Below are 21018 nucleotides of genomic sequence, written 5' to 3' on the forward strand. Positions count from 1 at the left end.
GTCGCGAAGGCGAAGTAGCGCCCCCGCTCAGCATGACTCAATCCACGACGTCATCAGCCGCGATCGGTTGCTCACAAGCATGTGTCGAACGGCTGAACCCGCCGCTAGACTGGTGGGTGCCGAGGATATTCGTGATGTCGCAAGCCGCCTAACTTTCGGACGGCCCGCCCCGCCGCACGACCTCTCCGGGGCGCGCGCCTGTTGGCGCGCCCTTGTCGAACACGACGACGCCGTTGACCCAGACCGTGCTGACGCCGGTCGCCAGGGCGTTGGGGTGCTCCAGATCCGAACGGTCGGCCATGCGCGCGGGATCGAACAGCACGAGATCGGCATGGAAGCCCGGCGCGATCGCGCCCCTCTCCGCCAAGCCCAGCTGGGCGGCCGTCTGCGCCGACATCTTGTGCACGGCCTGTTCCAGGGTCAGCAGATGCTCTTCTCGGACGTAGGCCCGCAGAACCTTCGCGAAGGCCCCGAACCCTCGGGGGTGAAGGCCGTGGGTCATGCCGTCGGAGCAAATCACCGCGTACTTCCAGGCGACGAAGGCGGCGATGTCGGACTCGGCCATGGCCGAGCCGATCACCGCGTCCACCCGCTCGACGTCTGGATGGGCCGCGCCATAGGCCTCCGACTGCCGGGTCAACGCCAGATAGGTCTCGACCGGATCGGCATGTCGCTCGGACGCGATCTGGGCGATGGTCTTGCCGACCAGGGACGGATCCGGCGCGAACACCGCGATCCGCAGGCCTTCCGGCGTGGTCAGTTTGGACAGGGCGAACCGCGCGGCGGCGCGATCCTCGAAGTTTCGCTCCGGCAGCAGGACCGAGAGATTGCTCTGCCAGAAGCCGTAGGGATAGACGTCGGCGGTGATGTCAACGCCCTGGGCGCGCGCGGCGTCCAGCCTGGCGAGGATCTTCGGCGCCTCGCCCCAGCGATCGACGATGCCGATCTTCAAGTGCGAGATCTGCACGGGCAACTTGGCTTCGCGGCCGATATTGATGATCTCATCGATCGCCGCGTCCAGCCTCACGTCCTCGCTGCGCAGGTGGCTGATATAGCGCCCACCGCCCGCCGCCGCCGTCCTGGCCAGGGCTAACACCTCATCGGGCGTCCCATAGATTCCGGGGTCGTATTCGAGCCCCGTCGACAGGCCCAGCGATCCCGCGCGTAGGTCCTCGGCGAGTTCGTCGCTCATGCGCGCTATCTCGGCCCGCGTGGCCGGGCGCTTGTAGTCCTGCCCCATGGCCCGGGCGCGCAAGCTGCCGTGGCCGGTATAGGAGGCGACATTGACGGCCAGGGGCGATCGAGCCAGTTGATCGAAATAGGTCCTGAGCGGCACGGCGGACTCGCCGTCCTGCCCCACCACGATGGTGGTCACGCCCTGGGCGGCCAGCATCGCCATCTCCGGCGTCTTCTCGGCCCGCCGATCGTGATGGCTGTGGGCGTCGATGAAGCCGGGCGCCAGGGTCAGTCCCTTGGCGTCGACCACGGTCTCGCCCGGCGCGGGCTTGAGCCGTCCAACGGCGATGACGCGGTCGTTGTCGATCCGCACGCTGACCGAACGGGCCGGCGCGCCGGAGCCGTCGATCACCTTGGCGTGGACAATCAGCGTCGAAGCCAGGGCGCCAGAGCCCAACAGGCACGCGAACGCCGCGCCCAGGGCCGACCGGAACAGGTGAAGTCTCATACGCCCACGCTCTGTTGCATCCAGTGAAGTCTAGCGCGGGCTCGCAAGCGTTTCCGCTGTTTCACGGGGTCTTGGCGCGAGGAGCCTTCCCCCGCCCCGCCGCTGGCGCTTACCTTTTCCGCCGCCTTTGCGCTAAGCGTGACGAGACGACCACCAAGGACGGCCCATGACGGACCCGCGCAAGGACCTCGACCGCATCGACCTCAAGATCCTGGCGCTGCTGCAGCGCCAGGGGCGAGTGACCAAGGCGGCGATGGGCGAGCTGGTTGGGCTGTCGGCGTCGCGCTGTTGGGAGCGGATGAAGCGGCTCGAGAAGTCCAAGATCATTCGCGGCTACCACGCCGAGGTCGACCTGGGGCGGCTAGCCAAGCTCTCGACCTTCGTCGTGCAAATCAAGCTGACCGACTACTCGTACGCCAAGGCCAAGGTGTTCGAGGCCGGTGTCGCCGACCTGCCCAACGTGATCGGTTGCCAGGCCGTTCTGGGCGGCGTTGACTATCTGATCACGGTCGCGGCCTTCGGCATCGAGCACTATCAGACCATCATGGAGCACATGCTGGACACGCTGAACGTCTCGTTCGACTACGTGACCCTGCCCGTGACCAAGAAGCTTAAGGGCGAGGCCAACCTGGATCTGACCGCGTTGCTGGCGACCGGCCAGGACCTCGACACCTGACGCCTATCCCCAGAGTTCGGGGCCGTTAGGCCTCAGCCAGCCGTCCTGGTAGCCGAAACCGCCGCTAACATCGCGGACGAGCTGCATCGGGCAATCCAGATCGATGATCTCGCAGTTTCGCGCCAGCAGCAGCGCTGGAGCGATGCCGAGCGACGTCCCCTCCATGCAGCCGACCATCAGCCGCAGGCCGCGCTGGCGCGCCATCGTCGCGAGCGCCAACGCTTCGGTCAGTCCTCCCGCCTTGTCTAGCTTGATGTTGCAGAAGGCGTAGCGGCCCACGACCTTGTCGAGATCGGCGCGATCGTCGAACGACTCATCGGCGCATAGCGGCACGGCGCCGCGATAGTCGAAAAGCTCGTCATCCCGGCCCACCGGCAGCGGCTGTTCCAAGAGCTCCACGCCCAGTTCGGCCATCCGCGGCGCTCGGTCATTGAGCTGTGCGAGCGTCCAGCCTTGATTGGCGTCGGCGATCAGACGGGCTGACGGCGCGGCCGCGCGAATGGCCTCGAGACGCGCCATGTCGTCCGCGTCGCCCAGCTTGACCTTCATCGCGCCGTAGCGGCTCGCCCAGCGCGCGGCCTTGGCGCCCATGGCCTCCGGCGTGTCCATGCCCAGGGTGACAAAGGTCTCGACGGGCGTCAGCGGCGCCAAGCCCGCGCGGTGGACGGCGGAGAGGCCCGAGCGCTTGGCTTCCAGGTCCCATAGGGCGCAGTCGACGGCGTTGCGGGCCCCGCCGGCCGGCAGAAGCGCTTGCAAACGCGCGCGGTCCAGATCTTCACCCCGCTCCAGCCGCTCGGCCAGATCCCGCAATTGCAGCAGCATTCGGTCGGGAGTGTCGCCGCGATAGTCGACGCCCGCGGCTTCGCCGCGCCCCACCACGCCCCCCGCCTCGATCTCGACCTCGATGACGATGGCCTCGGTATAGGCTTTGCGCGCGATGACGAACGGTTCGGTCAGGGCGTGGACCCGCGACCGCGCGGTCAACCGCATCAGGCCGCGCCTCGGCGCGCGATATCCTCCACAATGCCATCGACGATCGCCGCCACGCCAGCGCGCACCGGATCGCAGCACGGAACCCCCAACTCGGCCGTCACGCCGCGCATATAGGCAGCGGCGGCCTCTGGGGAGAGCCGAGAGGTGTTCACGCAGACCCCGGCCAGGCGAACGTCGGAATTGGTCAGCCTCGCCAGCCTTAAATTCAGCTCCGCCGCCTCCGCCAGGCTGGGCGTCGGGAAGGTTTCCAACCCATCGATCGTCGTCCGCGTGGCGTCATGGCAGAGCACCAGAGCGTCGGGCTGACTGCCATGCAGTAGGCCCAGCGTGACGCCCGCGTAGGCGGGATGGAATAGCGAGCCCTGCCCCTCGATAATATCCCAATGATCGTCGGCCGCCGGGGGGCTGAGCACCTCGGCCGCGCCGGCCACGAAATCCGAAACGATCGCGTCGATCGGCGCGCCGGAGCCGGCGATGAAGATGCCGGTCTGGCCGGTGGCGCGGAAATCGGCGTCGACGCCCCGCGCCTTCAGCTCCTTGGTGAGAGCCAGCGCCGCGTACATCTTGCCGACGGCGCAATCGGTGCCGACGGTCAGCAGGCGCCGACCGCCGCGCTTCGCGCCTTCGCCAACCACGCTGAAGCGCGGATCGGCCTCGCGCGCCTCGAACAGCCGACGCCCCAGGCGATCGGCCGTCTCGCGAACGCGGGGCAAGCTGGCGAGACGGGTATGCAGCCCCGAAACCAGATCCAGCCCCGCTTCCAGGGCCTCGATCAGCACGGCCTCCCAACGCGGTGGAATGAAGCCACCCGCATTGGCCACGCCGATCAGCAGTGAGCGCGCGCCGGCGGCCTTCGCCGCTCTGGGGCTCATGTCGGGCAGGCCCAAATCGACCTCGCCGCCGGGCAAGCGCAGTTGGCCGACGCAAGCGTCAGGGCGCCAATGGGCGACGCCCAGAGCGGTCTTGGCGCTGACGCGGTCGACGTCGGCGAGGAACATCAGACACGGATAGGGAAAATCCACGGTGGTCTCGTATGATCGAGGGGTCTTCAGGCGGCGAAGGATCGGGCGCTGGTCTCGCCCGCAGACCGCGGGAGACGGGAGATCATGGCCGCGGTCACGCCGCGCATCCGGGTGATCCTGGCGACCAACGCGTCCAGCGCTTCGGCCCGCGAGGCCTCGACCACCGCCACCAGATCGTAGTCTCCCGAAATCTGGTGCAGCGCGGTCAGTCCGGCGAGGTCCGCCAGGTCGCGCTCGACGCTGTCCATGTCTCGTCGCGCTAACCGGAGCATGACATGGGCGCGATGAGCCGTCGCGCGTCCCGAATCCGCCGCGACACCCAGGAAGCCCGGCCCGGTATGAATCTGCTCAAGCCGCACGACGTCTCTCCACTGAAACCCGATCAAGAGGCTATGTCGGAGCGGGCCGTAAAAACCACCGACTTAGGCGTGGCCGGCGAGAGAAAAGCTCGGCAAGAGCGCTTAGCGTAGAACTTTTGTCGCCAGCAGGATCGATGACGTCGTCCGCTCGATCCCTTCCAGCTCGCCAATCCGGTCGATGAGCGCGTTGAGTTCACCGACGGTCTCGGCCTCCACGACCGCGATGAGGTCGTATTCACCGCTGATCGCGTGCAGAGCCGAAAGCCCAGGCATCTGAGCCAAGGCCTCCTCGATCGCCTTCGCGTGCTTCAGCAAGGCCTTGATCATCACCTGGGCGCGGATCAGCCGCCGATCGTAGGCCTCGCCCAGCCTGACGGTATAACCGCCGATCACGCCCTCCTCCTCCAGCCGGCTGAGCCGCGCGTAGACATTGGCGCGGGACAGGCCAAGATCGCTGGCGAGTTTGGTCACCGGCTGTCGGGAGTCCTCCCGCAGCAGAGCCAGCAGGCGCCGGTCCAGGTCGTTCAGTCCCCGGTCATCCGATTTCGTCACGCCCGCCCCCTTCCCAGTTGGCGTTTCAGATCAACGCGGCGAAGGCTCGTCAGCGTAGATCGCCGTGCGCGGCGCGGGCGCCGCCGAGGAAATCGCGCCACGATACATGCCCAGGTCATTCATGCCGAACGCCACGCGCCCCTGGCCGTCGATGGCGATCAATCCGCCGTCGCCGCCGATCTTGGTGATCGAGGCCATGGTCCCGTCGGCGGCCTGCTGGATGGTTTCGCCCTTCCAGGCCACGCGGTCGCAGACCTGACGCGCGGCGCTTTCCCGGATGAAGTATTCGCCCGATCCGGTGGCGGAGACCGCGCAGACGCCATCGCGGGCGTAGGTCCCCGCCCCGATGATCGGGCTGTCGCCGATGCGGCCCCAACGCTTGCCCGTCATGCCGCCGGTCGAGGTCGCGGCGGCGACGTGGCCGGCCTGATCCATGGCGACCGCGCCCACCGTGCCGAAAAGGTGGGTGGGATCCAACGCGGCCTGGTGATCCTTGCGCCAGGCCAGCAGTTGCTTCCAGCGCTCCTCGGTGTGGAAATACTCGGGCGGCGCCTGTTCCAAGCCCTGCTCCTTGGAGAACTGGTCAGCGCCTTCGCGAGCCAGCAGCACGTGCGGCGACTTTTCCATGACCGCCCGCGCCAGGCTGATCGGATTGCGCGTGCGCGTGGCGCCCGCGACGGCGCCGGCCTTCAAGGTCGCGCCGTCCATGATCGCGGCGTCCAGCTCGTTGCGCCCTTCGGCCGTGAAGACCGCGCCCCTACCCGCGTTAAACAGGGGATTGTCCTCCAGCACCCGAACGGCGGCCTCGACCGCGTCGAGGCTGGAGCCACCCGCCTTGAGAACCTTCGCGCCCGCCTCCAGCGCGGCGTTCAGCCCGGCGCGATAGGCCTTGTCCTTCTCGGGCGTCAGTTCCCCGCGTTCGAGCACGCCCGCCCCGCCATGGACCGCCAGGGACCACTGGGACGCAGTCTCCGCCGCCGTCGCGGGCGCGGCCAGCGCCAGAGCGAAAAGGGCGCCGAACGCGAAGCGGGTGAAGGTCTGGAAGATCATCTCGGTCCTAACGCGCCTGGGGCTTGTTCTGGCGATCGCCGCGGATCAGCACGCCCTTGTCGACCCGCGCGGTGATGGTGAAATCGGGATTGGTCACCCGGAAGGTCTTGAAGTCGAGGGTGCTTTTCGGTCCCACCCCCACGATCGGGAACGGGGCGTAGGTCAGCGGCTGGCCGGCGATGATGGTCGCCGGCTTCTTCATCGGACGCACCAGCCACGCATGGCCAGGGCCGTAGTAGCGGCCAATCCCCTGGGCGTCGATCAGCATGGCCCCGGCCTCGTCGACGCCCAGGCCCGTGATCGCCGTGTCGTTCTCCTCCTGGATCAGACGCCCCACGAAGGCCACGAGCCGCCCCTGACGGTCGCGCTTGTCGAAGTGGGTGTCGGTGATGACCTTGGACAGATACGGCAAGCGCAGGAAATCTCGCACGAGCGTGACGCTGGGGCCGGTGGGGTTCTTCAGCGCGTCAGGCGAGGTCAGGCTGATGGAGTCGAGGCAGCCGTAGACATAGCCGCCCAGCACCGCCAGGCCCGCGCTGGTGCCGCCGATCGGCTTGCCCGCCTTGACGTGGGCGTCCAGCGCCTTGTTCAGCGCCGTGCCCTTCCAGGCGCGCACATAGTTGCTCTGGTCGCCGCCGCCGAAGAAGATGCCGTCGGCGCGCGCGATGATGGCGAGCAGCTTGGGATCTTCGCCAGCGTCCTCGTTGTGGATCACCAGGGTCTCGACCGAGACCGCGCCGCCGACATCCTTGTAGATCTCGTCCTGCAGCTCACGGCCGCCGCGCGCGCGCAGCACGACGATATGGCCGCCGCCCGACTGCTTGACGAAGGTTCGGAACGCCTCGACCGGCCAATCGCCGCCGCCGAACAAGCCCAGCAACGGCCCGGTCTTGCCCGGCGTCGGCGCGTTCACGTCGCCGATCGCATAATACTCATAGCCCGGACCGACCGCGTCGGGGCCCGACGGGGTCTCGGCGTGGGCGACGCTCGCGCCAAGCAGCAGCGCGGCCATGGCCATCGCGGAGCCAATTCGAACCATCGGGCTTCCTCCATTCCCGCCGAGCCTAGTCGCCGAACGACCTTTCGCGAGGCTCGAGAGCGCGCTTCTCGGCCAATAAAATCTGATCGCCCAGCATCGAGGCGGGATTTTCAAATTGCTGCACGCGAAAAGCAATGTGTCCATAAATTTTGACAATCTGTCATTTCAGGCTTCCAATCTGGAAAAGCCGCGATCCAAATGAGCTCAATCTCGAACAGTGACGAGGTTCCGAGCGCCCAGGAAACGACCGTCGGCGCGAATAGAGGGGGATAAAATGAAGGCTCATCTTCTTCGGGCGAGCGCGCTGGCTGGCGCGACCGGTCTTCTGATTGTCGGCCAGGCGGCCGCGCAGACGGCTCCGGCCCCTGGCGCCGACGGCGACGCCGTCGAAGCGCTGGTGATCACGGGCTCCCGCATCCCCCGCGTCGCGACCGAAGGCCCCGCCCCCGTCACGGTCATCACCAGCGACAGCATCAAGGCCGCGGGCTTCAACAGCGTTCCGGACGTCATGCGCGCCCTGACCCAGAACGGCGGCGAGACCCAGACTCAGCAGTCGTCCAGCGGCATGGACTGGACCCCGGGCGCCCAGCAGGTCGACCTGCGCGGCCTGGGCCCCAACCACACGCTGGTGCTGGTGAACGGCCGCCGCATCGCCGACTTCCCCCTGCCCTACAACGGCAAGAGCGCCTTCACCGACACCTCGTCGATCCCGCTGGGCATGATCGACCGGATCGAAGTGCTGAGCGGCAGCGCCTCCGCGGTCTACGGCTCGGACGCCATCTCGGGCGTGGTGAACTTCAATCTGAAGAAGAAGGTGGACGGCACGACCGTCGACGTGACCTTCGGCGGCTACGAGCACGGCGGCGGCGCCAGCCAGCGCGTCAACATCTCGAGCGGCTATTCGAAGGACGACTTCGACTTGGTGATCGGCGGCGAGTTCGTCAATCAGCGTCCGGTCTGGGCCTATGACCGCGACATCCAGGACAGCACCAAGGACAGCCCGACCAAGCGCACGGCGATCGCGCGGCGCGACTTCTTGCGGATGGATCCGACCGAAGAGGTCTACATCGATCCTGGCGCGAACACCTGCGCGACGCTTTCGAAGCTGAACGGCGGGTCGATCGAATATGTCAGCCGCCCCGGCTGGGGCGCCTATGACGCCGATCTCGACGACTACGGCCCCGGCTACTATTGCGGCAGCTACAGCTCGATCGGCTACGGCACGATCATCAGCGAGCGCAAGAGCGCCAACGTCGTCGCCACGCTCAACTACGCCCCCCGCGACACCCTTTCGTTCTTCGCCGACATCTCGGCGGGCTACAGCCGCACCCGGCAGTTCCAGGACGTCCTGAGCTGGGAGTACCAGGACGCCAACGGCAGCGAGGACGGCATCTTCTACAACCAGTTCACCGGCGCGCTGGATCTCTGGCATCGCCAGTTCACGCCCGAGGAGATGGGCGGACTCAACAAGGGCTTCATCAAGAACGTCTCCAAGACCTTCAGCATCACGCCGGGCGTGAAAGGCTCGCTGGGCGGCGGCTGGGACTACGAGGCCTTCTACAACTTCAGCCAGCACCGTTCCTCGATCAGCTGGCCCAAGGTGGTGACCTCCAAGGCGACCGCTCTTTTCCTGGGCTCGCAGCTGGGCGTGGACGCCGACAGCGGCTATCCGATCTTCAACGCCGATCCGGCGCGGCTCTACAAGCCCCTGACCACGGCCGAGTTCGACTCGATCACCGCCCGCACGACCTACAAGCCGGTCGCGCGCCAGCAGGGGGTGTCGTTCCAGATCAACCAGGCCGAACTGTTCCGCCTGCCCGCGGGCCCGGTAGGCTTCGCGGCGGTCGCCGAGTACGGACACCAATCCTACAAGCTGGGTCTCGATCCGTTGGCCACGGTCAACTACTACTACAATCTGCGCGACGCCGATGGCTCGGGCTCGCGCGACCACTGGGGCGCCGGCTACGAGTTCCGGGCCCCGTTGCTGAGCAGCCTTGAGCTGTCCACCGCCGGCCGCTACGACAGCTACAAGTACGGCGGCAACACGATCGACAAGTTCACCTACAATGGCGGCCTCGAGTGGCGGCCGGTGAAGACCTTGCTGCTGCGGGGCGCCTACGGCACCGGCTTCCGCGCTCCGGACCTGCACTATGTGTTCGCCAAGGAAGGCATCAGCCACCCCTCGGGCACGGACTATTACCGCTGCCGCACCGAGGAGCCGGGCGAAGATATCGGAGACTGCAGCTATGCCGACGAAGGTCTGGTCAAGGTGCGCTTGGGCAACGCCAAGCTGAAGCCGGAGACCTCCAAGTCGTTCAACTACGGCGCGGTCTGGTCGCCGGTCCGCAACTTCGACATCTCCGTGGACTATTTCCGCGTCCAGCTGAACAACGCCGTGCTCGACATGAGCCTGGACAGCGTCCTGCGCCAGGAAGCCGACTGCCGGATCGGCAAGACCTCGGCGGGCACGGCCGTCGACGCCGCCTCGCCGACCTGCGTCGACGCCCTGGCCCGCGTGAAGCGCAATCCGCTATCGGCCGCGATCAATCCAGGCGCGATCAGCACCGTGACGATCAACCCGATCAATGTCGCCACCGAGCGGACGACCGGCATCGACGTGGCGGCCCACTATCGCTGGCCGACCGACAGCCTGGGCACGTTCGATTTCAGCATCGCCCACACCTGGGTGCACAACCACACCAGCCGCCAGTATCCGGGCGATCCCATCGAAAACCAGCTGGCCTTCGACAGCGGCTACGACATCCCGCGCACCAAGAGCAGCGCGGCGATCAACTGGCGTCTCAACGGCCTCAGCGTCGGCCTGCACGGTCAGCGCCTGGACCGGGTGCCCAACTACGCCGAGGACGGCTGGACCAAGGCGACCTACATGGTCAACGCCACGGTCCAGTATGAGATCAACGACCGCACCCGCGTGAGCCTGGCCGTCGACAATCTGCTCGACAAGAATCCCCCCCGCGACCCGACCTACTCGGCGTATCCGTACTACGACACCTCATGGTTCTCATCGACGGGCCGCAGCTACTACCTGCAGCTGACCCACAAGTTCGGCGGCGCCAGCGGCCTGTAAGGAACGATCCGGAGCGGCCGCGCCGCGACCGCTCCGCCCCTCTACGCGGGAGGCCCGCATGACGCCGAAGCTTCTTCTGGCCGCCGGCCTCGCCCTATGGGCTTCCATGGCGCTGGCGGAACCGAAGCCCGCCGCGCCCACGCCGCCGATCCCCGCGGCGCGCCCCATCGACTACCCTGGCGTCATCGACCTCAAGGTCGATGTCAGCGACACGACGCGAAAGGTTTTCCGGGTCACCGAGACGATCCCCGTCACAGCGGGCCCACTGGTGCTCTCGCTGCCCAAGTGGATACCGGGCGAGCACTCCCCCAGCGCTCAGATCGTACTGATGAGTGGCTTCACGATCACCGCCGACGACGGCCGGCGCGTGGAATGGCGGCGCGATCCGGTCGAGATGACGGCCTTTCACGTCGATGTACCGGCTGGTGTGCGGTCTTTGACCGTCCGGCTGGAGCAGCCCACGGCCCAGCCCGGAGGCCCGGTGCGGATCGCCGTCACCCCAAACCTGGTGCTATTGAAGTGGACCGCCGTCGCGCTCTATCCCGCCGGCCATGAGGTGAGCCGCATCCGCGTCAGGCCAAGCCTGACGGTTCCCAAGGGCTGGAGTCTGGCCACCGCTCTGGACGGCGCGGAGACGTCCGGGGCGACCACGCGCTTTTCCGAGACCAGCTTCGAAACCCTGATGGACTCCCCGGTCTATGCCGGTCGCCACAAGGCCAGCTTCGACCTCGATCCCGGATCGCCGAGGCCCGTACGCCTGAACGTCTTCGCCGACGCGCCCAAGGACCTGAAAGCGACGCCGGCCCAGATCGAAATCCATCGACGGCTCGTCCAACAAGCCGACAAGCTGTTCGGCGGCGCGCGGAATTTCGATCACTACGATTTCTTGCTGAGCCTGAATCCGACGGTGGGCTATCTCGGCGCCGAACATCAAAGGTCCAGCGAGAATGGTTACAGCTCGGCGGGTTACTTTACGGCCTGGGACAGCGCGTTCAGCGGCCGGGACATCCTGGCCCACGAGTATGTGCACGCGTGGAACGGCAAGCACCGGCGTCCGGCCGACCTCTGGACGCCCGACTATACGACGCCCATGCGCAACAGCCTGCTCTGGGTCTACGAAGGCCTGACCGAGTACTATGGCGACACGCTGGCCACGCGCTCGGGCCTCTATTCGTCCGCGCAGATGCGACAGCGCCTCGCCCTGATCGCGGCGAACGCCCAGGCCACCCCGGGGCGAAGCTGGCGCGGTCTGCGAGACACGACGAACGCCTACATCATGAATTCGGCCGGCGGCACGGGCTCCACCAGCTGGCTGCGGTCGCTCGACTACTACGAAGAAGGCCAAATGCTCTGGCTGGACGTCGACACCCTGATCCGCGAGCGCACCAACGGCGCCAGGTCGCTGGACGATTTCGCCCGCGCCTTCTTTGGAGTCGACGACGGCGACATGAGAGTCTCGACCTACACCTTCGAGGATGTCGTGGCCGCCCTACACGCGGTCGCTCCCTACGACTGGGCCCACTTTCTAAACGCCCGACTCGACGCCCACGATCGCGCGCCGCTCGACGGCCTGACCCGTTCGGGCTGGAGCTTGGCTTTCGAGGCGCGGCCGTCCGCCTACGTCATCGCGTATGAGAAGGACGCCGAGGCCAGCCTGCTCACCTTCTCTCTTGGCGCGGAGATTGGCTGGGACGGCGCGATCAAGGAAACGCTCTGGAACGGCCCCCTCTTTCAGGCCGGCGTCATCGCCGGCGCCCGGATCGTAAAGGTGGCCGGAAAGCCCTATTCCCCCGAAGCCTTGAAGGCGGCGATCGTCGCCGCCGCGAAGCCGGGCGCGCCGCCCATATCGCTGAGTGTCGAGGCCGACGACCGCGTTCGTCCGGTTCGAATTCCCTACCACCTGGGTCCGAGGTATCCGACCCTGAAACGTGTCGCGGAGACCCCCGACCGATTGGGCCAAATCCTCTCGCCCCGATAGTGGCTCGGCGTCCCCATGGGCCAGCCCTTGAGCGAATCTTAGCCTCGACGGCTTTGGCGTGGCGCTTCGCGCTCCAGCGTGGTGTTGGCGCCTTTCCAAGACGAGGTATTCGCCAGTGTCAGCGGTCAGGATTGAAGCGCCTCATCCAGTCGGTCAGCTTGCCGGGAACCAGGCCCGCCATGATGTCGGCGTAGACGTCATCACGCTCGTCCTGGCCGAGCTTGAAGCGGCCGTCCAACCGCGTCACATCGGCGCGAAAGGCCACCACCCCTCGACTGAGGCGGCCATAGCGCTCCCCCATCTCGCCGGGTGACCAAGACTTGGGTCGATTGGCCTCCATCGCACGGGAGAGCCGATCAAGAGACTCCGCGACCGTGACGGCGCCTAACCGAACCCGAACCTCAATTCGCAGCACCGCGTAGTTCCAGGTCGGAGCTTGGGTTCGGTCGGACATCCAGGATGGCGAGACGTAACCATGGGGCCCCATGAACAGCGCCAGCGCATTCGCATCCCGCTCCAGCGCCTCGACCTGGGGGTTCGAGCGCGCCAGGTGTCCGGTTAGTGAGACCAAGCGCCCTTCCCCGTCGAGATCTGCCAGCAAGGGCAAAGGCGTGGCCTGGAAGCCAATTGCACCACCACTGACCATCCAAGCCAGGGGATAGGCGGCGATCAGGTCCGCGACGTCATCGTCCGTCCAGGTCGAGAAGGTATGGCTCATCGGTCAGCGGATTCCAGACGGGGAGAATTGGTCACCCGCGCGTGACATCGTTAAGCGCGGCCGGCGACTTTGCGGCGATCCAGGGCGAGGCCTGCTCGTAGGCGTGGCCGAGCTTGAGCACCGCGAGGTCGGCGTGGTTGGGCCCGATGATCTGCAGACCGATAGGCAGGTGTCGAGCGCCTCCAAAGCCGGCCGGAACAGCCAGCACCGGCAGTCCGGCCATGGTCGCCGGCAGGGTCACCTCCATCCAGCGATGATAGCTGTCCATCTGGACGCCGGCGATCTGCTTTGGCCAACGCGTGGCGTTCTCGAACGGGAAGACCTGGGCCGTCGGCAGCACCAGGAAATCGAAGCGCTCGAACGCAGCGCGGAAAGCCTGGTAGATGCGCGTTCGCCCCACCGAGGCCGCCGCGAGTTGGGGGGCGGTCAGCGCCATGCCGCCCTCCACCTCCCAGATCGCTTCCGGCTTCATCAGCGCGCGCTTGGCCGGATCGTCGTAGAAGCCTTGCAGATCCGCGCCGACGGACCAGTGACGCAGCGTCACCGCCGTGCGCCACATGTCCTGCGCGGGCTCCGATAGAGTGGCCGCCTCGACCGTCATGCCGATCGCCCTAAAGGCCTCCAGCGCCTTGACGCAGGTGTCGAGGACGCCGGCCTCCATCGGCAAGGCGCCGCCCAGATCGCCCAACCAGCCGATCCGTTTGCCCTTCCAGTCCCGCTCCAGGGGACCGGCGAACATCGACGGGTCGTCGGTCAAGGAGAATGGCGAACGCGGATCCGAGCCTGCCTGCACTGAGAGCAGGAGCGCCAGGTCCTCCACCGTCCGCGCCATCGGGCCGGAGGTAGCGAAGTTCTGCCAGAACACGTCGCTGTTCGGGACCGACGGCACGCGACCAAACGACGGGCGGAAGCCGAAAACGTTGTTCCATCCGGCCGGATTACGCAGCGAGCCGCCGAAGTCACTGCCGTCGGCCAAGGGGACCATTCGCAGCGCCAGCGCGACGGCGCCGCCGCCGGTGCTGCCGCCGGCCGACCGGTCTGGAGCATAGGCGTTGCCCGTGACGCCGAACAACGGATTGAAGCTATGCGAGCCGAGCGCGAATTCCGGGACGTTGGTCTTGCCGATGAAGATCATGCCGGCCTTGCGCATCCGCTCCACGACCAGGCTGTCCGCGGCGGGGACGTTGTCGCGCAGAATGGGCGAGCCCTGGGTGCTGCGGATGCCCTTGACCGGCGCGGTGTCCTTGACCGCATGCGGCAGGCCGTGGAGCGGCCCATGGAACCGGCCGGCGGCCGCATCCTCGTCGAGAGCCGCCGCCTGCTTCATCAGCGCCTCGCCATCCACGCGCGAGACGATTGCGTTGAAGCGCGGATTTAGGCGGTCTGCCTGGGCAAGATGCGCGGCCATGACCTCGCGAGACGAGAGGTCGCGACGGCGGAGGGCGGCGACCATCTCACGCGCGCCCATCTCCACGATCCCACGCCCTGCCCTAGACTGGGCCAAGGCCGGCGCCGCCAAGGCGGCCGTAGCGGTCGCCAATACCGTTCGGCGGTTCATTCCATTGCCGGACATGATCTCGTTTCCTGTAGGCGTCAGAGGTGGGCGTCGAACCAGGCGAGCACTCGCTCCTGGATGTCGGTCTGATGAGCAGGCTCGTAGGTCCAGTGCGGCTCGCGCGGATAGATGACCATGGTCGCGTCCTTCCCCAGCAGGCGCAGGCCTCGATAAAAGGATAGGCCCAGGGTCACCGGCACCCGCCGATCCTGCTCGCCGTGCAGGACCAACACGGGAGCCCGCACCCGGTCCACGAACCGCACGGGCGACGAGGCGTCCATCCGCGCCAAGTTCTCGGGCGTGCGCGCGAAGAAGCCGGCCACGAAGTCGGGCGTGTCGGTAGTCAGCAGCATGGTCGAGACATCGACCGGGGCGGCCCCGACGATGGCGGCGCGGAAGCGGTCGCTGTGGGTCACCGCCCAAGCCGATAGGAAACCGCCATAGCTCCAGCCGCCGATGCCGACGCGCGCCGGGTCGGTGACGCGCTGGGCCACCAGCATGTCCAGGCCGTCGAGCACGTCCTGGAAGTCGTCGCCGCCCCAGTCGTTGATCGGGCCGCGGGTGAAACCGATGTCTTGACCATCCGAGCCACGCGGATTGGGCAACAACACCGCATATCCGTGGGTCGCCAGCATCTGCGCCCAGTCGTGCCAACTGCCCAGCCAGCCCGACCACCAGAAGCCCTCGGGACCGCCGTGGCCCTGGATCACCGTCTTGATCGGCGTGCCGGCGACATACCCCGGCGGAGTCACCAGCGTCCCGTAGACCTTGCGACCATCCTTGCTGCTGGTCCAGCTGACCTCGCGGACCTGGCCCAGGGTCCATTGGCGGACCTGAGGATTGAGGTCGGTCAGGGGCTGGGCAGCGGCCTGACCCGGCGTCCACAGCCAGACGTCATCGGGACGGGTCGGCGTATCGCCGGCCATGGCCACACGGCCGCCCTCGGCGCTGAACCCCGTCAGGCGGCCGTCGAACGCCAGCAGGGTCTTGATCTGTCCGTTCGCCGCGTCGATCCGCACCAGCTTGGTGCGGGTGTTCTCGAACGACTGGGCCAGCAGAGAGCGGCCGTCGGCGGCCCACTCCAGGTGGTTGACGTGGCCGGGATGGTCCTCGCCGATCCGCAGGCGGCGATCGCCGTCGACATCGATGATCCAGGCTCGCAGGCCGATGTACTGCTCGCGCAACTGCACGAAAGCCAGGCGCTTACCATCCGGCGACCACTCGCCCGGACCGGACGCCTCGCGGAACAGGGTCCTGGCCACGCCCGTGGCGGCGTCGATGATCACGACGTCCGAGTGGTAGAAGTAGTCGTTCAGCCCCGTGCTGTCGGCCACCCGCGCGGCCAGCCGCTTACCATCCGGCGACCAACGCGCGTCCGCGATGTTGCGCCCCTCGATGGCGATGCGACGAGGCTCGCCACCGGCGCCATCCAGGAGCCAGAGGCGGCCAAGGTCGCCCTTGTCATCGATGACCACGTGATCGCGCTTCTCGACCGCGTCGGCTTTCTGCTGCTCGGTCCTCGGATCAGCCGCGACGTAGGCGAAGGCCTTGCCGTCGACCGAGCGCGAGAAACCGCGCACCTCCGTGACAGAGGCCGTCAGCCGCCGAGCCGGGCCACCATCGGCTGGCGCGATCCACAGTTGCCTGGCCGCGATCTTGCCCGCGGACGGATCGATCTGGTTTGACAAGAAGGCGATGTCACGTCCGTCCGCCGACCACCGCGGGCTGTTCTCGATCTGCGTTCCAGAGGTCAGGCGACGGGGCGGCGCGCTGCGGTCGACGGGCACGATCCAGATCGCCGACCGCGAAGGACGCTGTGTCGAGAGCGTGGGCGTGACCACGTAGGCCACGCGCTTGCCGTCGGGCGACAACTGCGGGTCCGACACATCGCTCAGGCCCATGATGTCCTTGGCGTCGATCGGCGCCGCCGCGACAATGGCGGGCGCGCCGCCCAGGAACGCCACGACGGCCAGCGCCAGTACAAATCGAAGTCCGCCGGTCATGCGCCCGCCTCAGGTTTGTTGGGGAAGGCCTCGGCGCGCGCCCCGCGGGACAGCGCACCGAGGCGGGTCGGCTAGCGCAGGTTCCAGTTCACCGTCACGCCCACGGTGCGGGGACGGATGATGAACTCGCTAAGGCCGGTGCCAGTGCTGGACAGGCCGTAGCCGAACGCCACCGCTCGCTTGTCCGTGAGGTTCGTCGCGAACAGCGCCACGTCGACATTGTCGAGACTGAGGTTCAAGCGCGCATCGAACTGGTTGTAACCGGCGACCTTGACGTTGGGCCCCTGCAGCGTCTCGGGCGCCTTGGCCAGATAGCGGTGGGATACGGTCAGCGTCGGGGTCAACGGCGCGTCGAAGCGATAGGTCGCCGTGTTCGAGATCTGCCAGGGCGAGGCGCCGGGCAAGCGGGTGCCTTCGAGCAGCGGCGGCGAAGCCGTCATAACCGTCTCGGTCAGCTTGGCGTCGAGATAGGTAATGTTCGAAGACAGCATCAAGTTGGTGGTCGGCTTGGCCACCACGGCCAGTTCCACACCCCGGATCCGAGCCGAACCGGCGTTGGTTCCATAGGTGAGGTTGTCTCCCGGACGAACCAGGCGGACCTGGATGTCGCTCCACTCAATATCGTAGACAGACGCGTCGACCTGCAGCTTGCCGTCCAGCCAAGCGCTGTGCGCGCCCAGTTCGTAGTTCCAAAGCGAGTCCGACGCCCATGCCGCGGGCGTGTTGAAGCCCGGCAGGTCGACGACGGTGTTGGGGTTGCCGAACCGGAAGCCCTTGCTGGCCAGAGCATAGACCGTGAGGTCGCGGGTGGGGCGCCAAGCCACTGAAACCTTTGGCACGAACCCGTCATCGCCGGCGTTGCGGCGCGGCACCGTCTGGCCGGTCAGCCCGTAGCTGATGCCGTAGCGCTGGATCTCCACCCAGTACTTGGTGTCGAACAGGCGGCCACCGACCGTTGCGGTCACCTTGGGCAAGAACTCGTAGCTGAGCTCGCCAAACAGCGCCTTTTCCGCGCCCTCGCGATGGCTGTAAGTGCGGTTGAACAGCTCGCCCCGCAGCTGCGCGGCGTTGTAGCGCGAGGCTAGGACGGCCGCGCCGGTCGGGAGGCTGCTCAGCGTGGAGACGTCGGTTTTGGTCTCCGAGTACATGCCGCCGATCAGCCACTTGAACGGACCGTCCCCGTCCGAGGCCAGTCGCGCCTCCAGGGTCTTCATGTTGGTATGCATGAATTCCTGGGACAGCACGCCGCGCGGGGCGAAGGTGCGTAGGGCGCTCGATCGCGTCACGTCGCTGTCCAGCACGTGATCTTTGGTATTGGTCGAGGCCAGGATGGTCAGGTTGGCGAAGTCGAACTTGTGGTCCAGGCGCAGCGAGTGGATCTCGAAGTCGTAGTCCGTCGGGCCCGGGAGGATGGTCGACCGCGCATACGGTCCGAACGCGGTCTGCACCGTGGCGATCTCGTCCGACTTGTTCTGCTGGTAGAGGCTGAGCAGCGAAAGGGTCGTGCCGTCGGTCGGCGTGAACACCACCGAGCCGCGCACGCCGTTGACCCGCAGGTTGTTGGTCGTGTTCGCGCCCAGATTATCGATGTAGCCGGCGTCCTCGCGGGAGAATCCCACCACGCGCACCGCCAGCTTGTCCTCGATGATGGGCAAATTGATCATGCCCTTCACCGCATAGCCCGCCTTGCCCGAGTGCGAGATCTTGCGAACCGTGGTCTCGGTCGCGGCGTCATAGCCCGAGGCGTCGGCGGTGTTGACGATGTAGTTGATCGCGCCGCCCAGCGAGGCCGAACCGAACAGCGACCCCTGCGGACCGCGCAGCACCTCGACACGGTTCAGGTCGAAGGTGTCGACGTCGGGAATGCCCGAGGCGTAGCTGGGTTCGGTCAGCGGAATTTCGTTGAGGAAATAGCCGGTCGGCCCCTGCCCCTGGTCGATGCCGGCCGTGGCCCCGACACCGCGGATGGTCACCGCGGATTGGCCCGACGTGCCCTCGTTGAACACAACGCCGGGAATCCGCCCCAGATAATCGGCGTTGCTCTGGGCGCCGGCGGCCTTCAGCTGTTGACCGGTCACGGCCGAGGCGCCGCCGGCCAGGTCCTGTAGGCGCTCGGCGCGCTTGCCGGCGGTCACGATGATCTCATCGACGACGGCCGCCGGGTTCGATGCCTCCCCGGCGGACACCGTCTGGGGGCGGTCGGCCTCGCCGGCGGGCACGATGCTCAGACCACCGGACGGCGTGCGGCGCACGCCAAGGCCATTGCCGGCCAGCAGCGCCTCCAGGGCCGCCTGATCCGTCAGGCGACCGCTGACGCCCGGCGAGGTTTTGCCCCGCACCACGCCAGGATTATAGATCACGTCCTGGCCGCTTTTCAGGGAATAGGCGCGGAGGGCCGAGGCCAGATCTTGCCGTTGGATGGCGTAGTCCCGCGCCGGCTGGGCCTGGGCCGCCGCCGCGCCGCCCGTCACCACCAAAGCCGCGCAACTGGCCAGCAGCATGCCGCGTAGATCCATGGTCTTCATCCGTGCCCCCTCGAACTCAAGCGTTCAGTGACAGGGATGCAGCCCAGGGGATTCCCCCCCATCGCTCCTCGAACTTTTGTGACAAAAAAATTTTGGACACCGCGACCGCTAGCGGCGCGACAGCACGATCTGGCCGTCGCCGCCGCTGGCCGCCTTGATCGGGAACGAGGTCGCCACGGCCTCGGCGAAGGCCTTTGGCCGATCGGTGTGGAACACCCCGCTGACCGGCAAGGCCGCCAGATCGGGATCGGCCACCACCAGGCGCGGCCCGCCGTACCGGTTGAACTCCTCAACCGCCTCGCCGAGCGGCGTCGACTCCAGGATGATCCGTTCGGTGCGCCAGGCTTGGACATGCGCCAGATCGACGACGGCGACCGCCGGCGGGGCGGCCGGGACCAAGCGCGCCTCGTCGCCAGGCGACAGGATGACGGCCGGGGCCGCGGGTCCGGCCACCAGTTTGGAGGGCTCGCCCGACGCGGCGCCAGTCGGAAGCGGTTGGCTCGACGCATCCCGGAAGATCGCGACCTTTCCCTCCTCCAGCGTCACCGTCGCCCTCTCGCCGTCGCGGCGGACGTCGAAGGCCGTGCCCAGCGCCCGGACCTCGTCCTTGCCGACGAACACCCGAAACGGTCGTCGGGTGTCCTTGGCGACCTGGAACCAGGCCTGCCCATAGTCCAGGAACAGACGCCGCTCGGCGCCATCGAACCGCACCCGCAGCTTGGACTGGGTGTTGAGCATGACCGTCGAGCCGTCGGCCAATCGCAGGCGCCGCTGCTCGCCCGGCTCGGTGCGATAGGTCTTGCCGAGCAGAAGCTCCGGTCCGACGAGCGCGGCCGTGACCGCCGCCGCGGCGGCGATCCCGCCGCCGAGCAGCGTCCGACGATCCAGACGCGGCGTCCGCGCGGTCTTGCCGGCCATCAGAATGGCGCGCGCCTCGGCGTCGTCGGCCAGGGCGCCGACTCCATTGAAGATCCGTGCATGCTCGTCGAACGCAGCCCCATTGGCCTTGTCGGCCGTCAGCCATCGCCGCAGCTGTTGCTCGTCTTCACGGGTGCGCTGGTCCGAAGCCAGACGCGCGACCCAGTCGGCCGCCGCATCCGGACCTGCCGTTCGGGACGACTTGTGGCCGTCGGCGAAGATCCAACCGCGCTTACGCATCCTGATCCATCCGCGCTCGGATGTGACCGAGCGCCCTGCTCACCTGCTTTTCGATCGTGCCCACAGAGACCCCGAACCGTGTCGCGAGTTGAGTGTAGGTCAGACCATCCATTCGGTTGAGCAGAAAAACCTCTTTCGTCCTCGCCGGCAGCTCCTCGAGGATCTTGGCCAGCCGGATGAGGGCCTCCCGTCCCTCGAAAATACGGGCGGGGGTTTGTTCGCTGTCGACAAGTTCAACGGTGCCGATGTCGACATGCCGGTCCTCGCGTCGCGTCCTGGCCCGGCGGCCGCGCTCCAGGAAGACGTTCGAGGCCACCGTGAAGAGATAGGCCTCGGGGCTGACGAGGTCGCCCGGATCGACCCGACTGATGCGGATAAAGGTCTCCTGGGCGCTGTCCTCCGCGGCCGCGAGGTCCAGGCCCTTGCGTCGGAAATAGCGGACGATCGTCTCCCGGTGGCGCGTGGCCAGGTCCGAGAGCCGCGCCCGACGATCGTCTCCCGTCCTGATGTCCATCTTCATCGGCGCCGCGCCATCCCCGACAAGGGTCTAACCGGACGCAACGCCTCCGCGTGCGTCGCGGCGGTCGAGCCTCGTCGTTCCGACGCCTGCCCGTCCCG

General features: G+C 67.3%; 16 protein-coding genes. 3 read left to right on the top strand and 13 right to left on the bottom strand.

Annotated features, from left to right (window positions below; genetic code table 11):
• Positions 1-148 precede the first annotated feature (148 nt).
• Positions 149-1684 carry an N-acyl-D-amino-acid deacylase family protein gene (locus tag J2728_RS10915; RefSeq protein WP_309999025.1) on the bottom strand — a complete coding sequence of 512 codons (1536 nt, stop codon included), beginning with the start codon at positions 1682-1684 and terminating at the stop codon, positions 149-151.
• A gap of 166 nt (positions 1685-1850) precedes the next feature.
• Between J2728_RS10915 and J2728_RS10920 the strand changes: the two genes are divergently transcribed.
• Positions 1851-2360: an Lrp/AsnC family transcriptional regulator gene (locus J2728_RS10920; RefSeq protein WP_309999026.1), complete on the top strand. Its 510-nt coding sequence runs from the start codon at positions 1851-1853 to the stop codon at positions 2358-2360.
• Positions 2361-2363: 3 nt separating this feature from the next.
• Here J2728_RS10920 and J2728_RS10925 read toward each other — a convergent pair whose 3' ends face one another.
• The 6 genes from J2728_RS10925 to J2728_RS10950 form a co-directional block, all read right to left on the bottom strand.
• Complete coding sequence (locus tag J2728_RS10925; protein ID WP_309999029.1) at positions 2364-3350, bottom strand: dipeptide epimerase; 987 nt, start codon at positions 3348-3350, stop codon at positions 2364-2366.
• A complete protein-coding gene (locus tag J2728_RS10930) occupies positions 3350-4375 on the bottom strand; it encodes an N-acetyltransferase DgcN family protein (RefSeq protein ID WP_309999031.1) in 1026 nt (341 codons plus the stop codon). The genes J2728_RS10925 and J2728_RS10930 overlap by 1 nt, the downstream gene beginning before the upstream one ends.
• A 26-nt stretch (positions 4376-4401) precedes the next feature.
• The gene (locus J2728_RS10935) at positions 4402-4647 is read right to left on the bottom strand and encodes an Lrp/AsnC ligand binding domain-containing protein (RefSeq protein WP_309999464.1); all 246 of its coding nucleotides are present in this window, start codon (positions 4645-4647) and stop codon (positions 4402-4404) included.
• A 189-nt stretch (positions 4648-4836) separates the two neighbouring features.
• Positions 4837-5286 (bottom strand): Lrp/AsnC family transcriptional regulator, encoded by a 450-nt coding sequence (locus J2728_RS10940; protein ID WP_309999032.1) that lies wholly within the window; start codon positions 5284-5286, stop codon positions 4837-4839.
• 30 nt (positions 5287-5316) lie between these two features.
• Positions 5317-6336, bottom strand: a complete 1020-nt coding sequence (locus tag J2728_RS10945) for an isoaspartyl peptidase/L-asparaginase family protein (protein WP_309999035.1) — start codon at positions 6334-6336, stop codon at positions 5317-5319.
• 7 nt (positions 6337-6343) lie between these two features.
• Complete coding sequence (locus tag J2728_RS10950; protein ID WP_309999038.1) at positions 6344-7375, bottom strand: cyanophycinase; 1032 nt, start codon at positions 7373-7375, stop codon at positions 6344-6346.
• A 274-nt stretch (positions 7376-7649) separates the two neighbouring features.
• Between J2728_RS10950 and J2728_RS10955 the strand changes: the two genes are divergently transcribed.
• Positions 7650-10463: a TonB-dependent receptor plug domain-containing protein gene (locus J2728_RS10955; RefSeq protein ID WP_309999041.1), complete on the top strand. Its 2814-nt coding sequence runs from the start codon at positions 7650-7652 to the stop codon at positions 10461-10463.
• A 58-nt stretch (positions 10464-10521) separates the two neighbouring features.
• Positions 10522-12441, top strand: a complete 1920-nt coding sequence (locus tag J2728_RS10960) for a M61 family metallopeptidase (protein ID WP_309999043.1) — start codon at positions 10522-10524, stop codon at positions 12439-12441.
• A gap of 118 nt (positions 12442-12559) precedes the next feature.
• Here the strand turns inward: J2728_RS10960 and J2728_RS10965 are convergent, their stop codons facing one another.
• From J2728_RS10965 to J2728_RS10990, 6 genes are all read right to left on the bottom strand, one after another.
• Positions 12560-13159, bottom strand: a complete 600-nt coding sequence (locus J2728_RS10965; protein ID WP_309999044.1) for an FMN-binding negative transcriptional regulator — start codon at positions 13157-13159, stop codon at positions 12560-12562.
• Between the two features lie 31 nt (positions 13160-13190).
• The gene (locus J2728_RS10970) at positions 13191-14732 is read right to left on the bottom strand and encodes an amidase (RefSeq protein ID WP_309999046.1); all 1542 of its coding nucleotides are present in this window, start codon (positions 14730-14732) and stop codon (positions 13191-13193) included.
• Positions 14733-14752: 20 nt separating this feature from the next.
• Positions 14753-16717, bottom strand: coding sequence for an alpha/beta fold hydrolase (locus tag J2728_RS10975; RefSeq protein WP_309999048.1), 1965 nt, complete (start codon positions 16715-16717; stop codon positions 14753-14755).
• Positions 16718-16788: 71 nt separating this feature from the next.
• Positions 16789-19242: a TonB-dependent receptor gene (locus tag J2728_RS10980; protein ID WP_309999050.1), complete on the bottom strand. Its 2454-nt coding sequence runs from the start codon at positions 19240-19242 to the stop codon at positions 16789-16791.
• 108 nt (positions 19243-19350) lie between these two features.
• Positions 19351-20400 carry a FecR family protein gene (locus J2728_RS10985; RefSeq protein ID WP_309999051.1) on the bottom strand — a complete coding sequence of 350 codons (1050 nt, stop codon included), beginning with the start codon at positions 20398-20400 and terminating at the stop codon, positions 19351-19353.
• Positions 20393-20920: an RNA polymerase sigma factor gene (locus tag J2728_RS10990; protein WP_309999054.1), complete on the bottom strand. Its 528-nt coding sequence runs from the start codon at positions 20918-20920 to the stop codon at positions 20393-20395. Before J2728_RS10990 ends, J2728_RS10985 begins: the two co-directional genes overlap by 8 nt.
• Between the last annotated feature and the right edge of the window lie 98 nt (positions 20921-21018).

The organism is Caulobacter segnis (assembly GCF_031454995.1).
GTDB lineage: Bacteria > Pseudomonadota > Alphaproteobacteria > Caulobacterales > Caulobacteraceae > Caulobacter > Caulobacter segnis_E.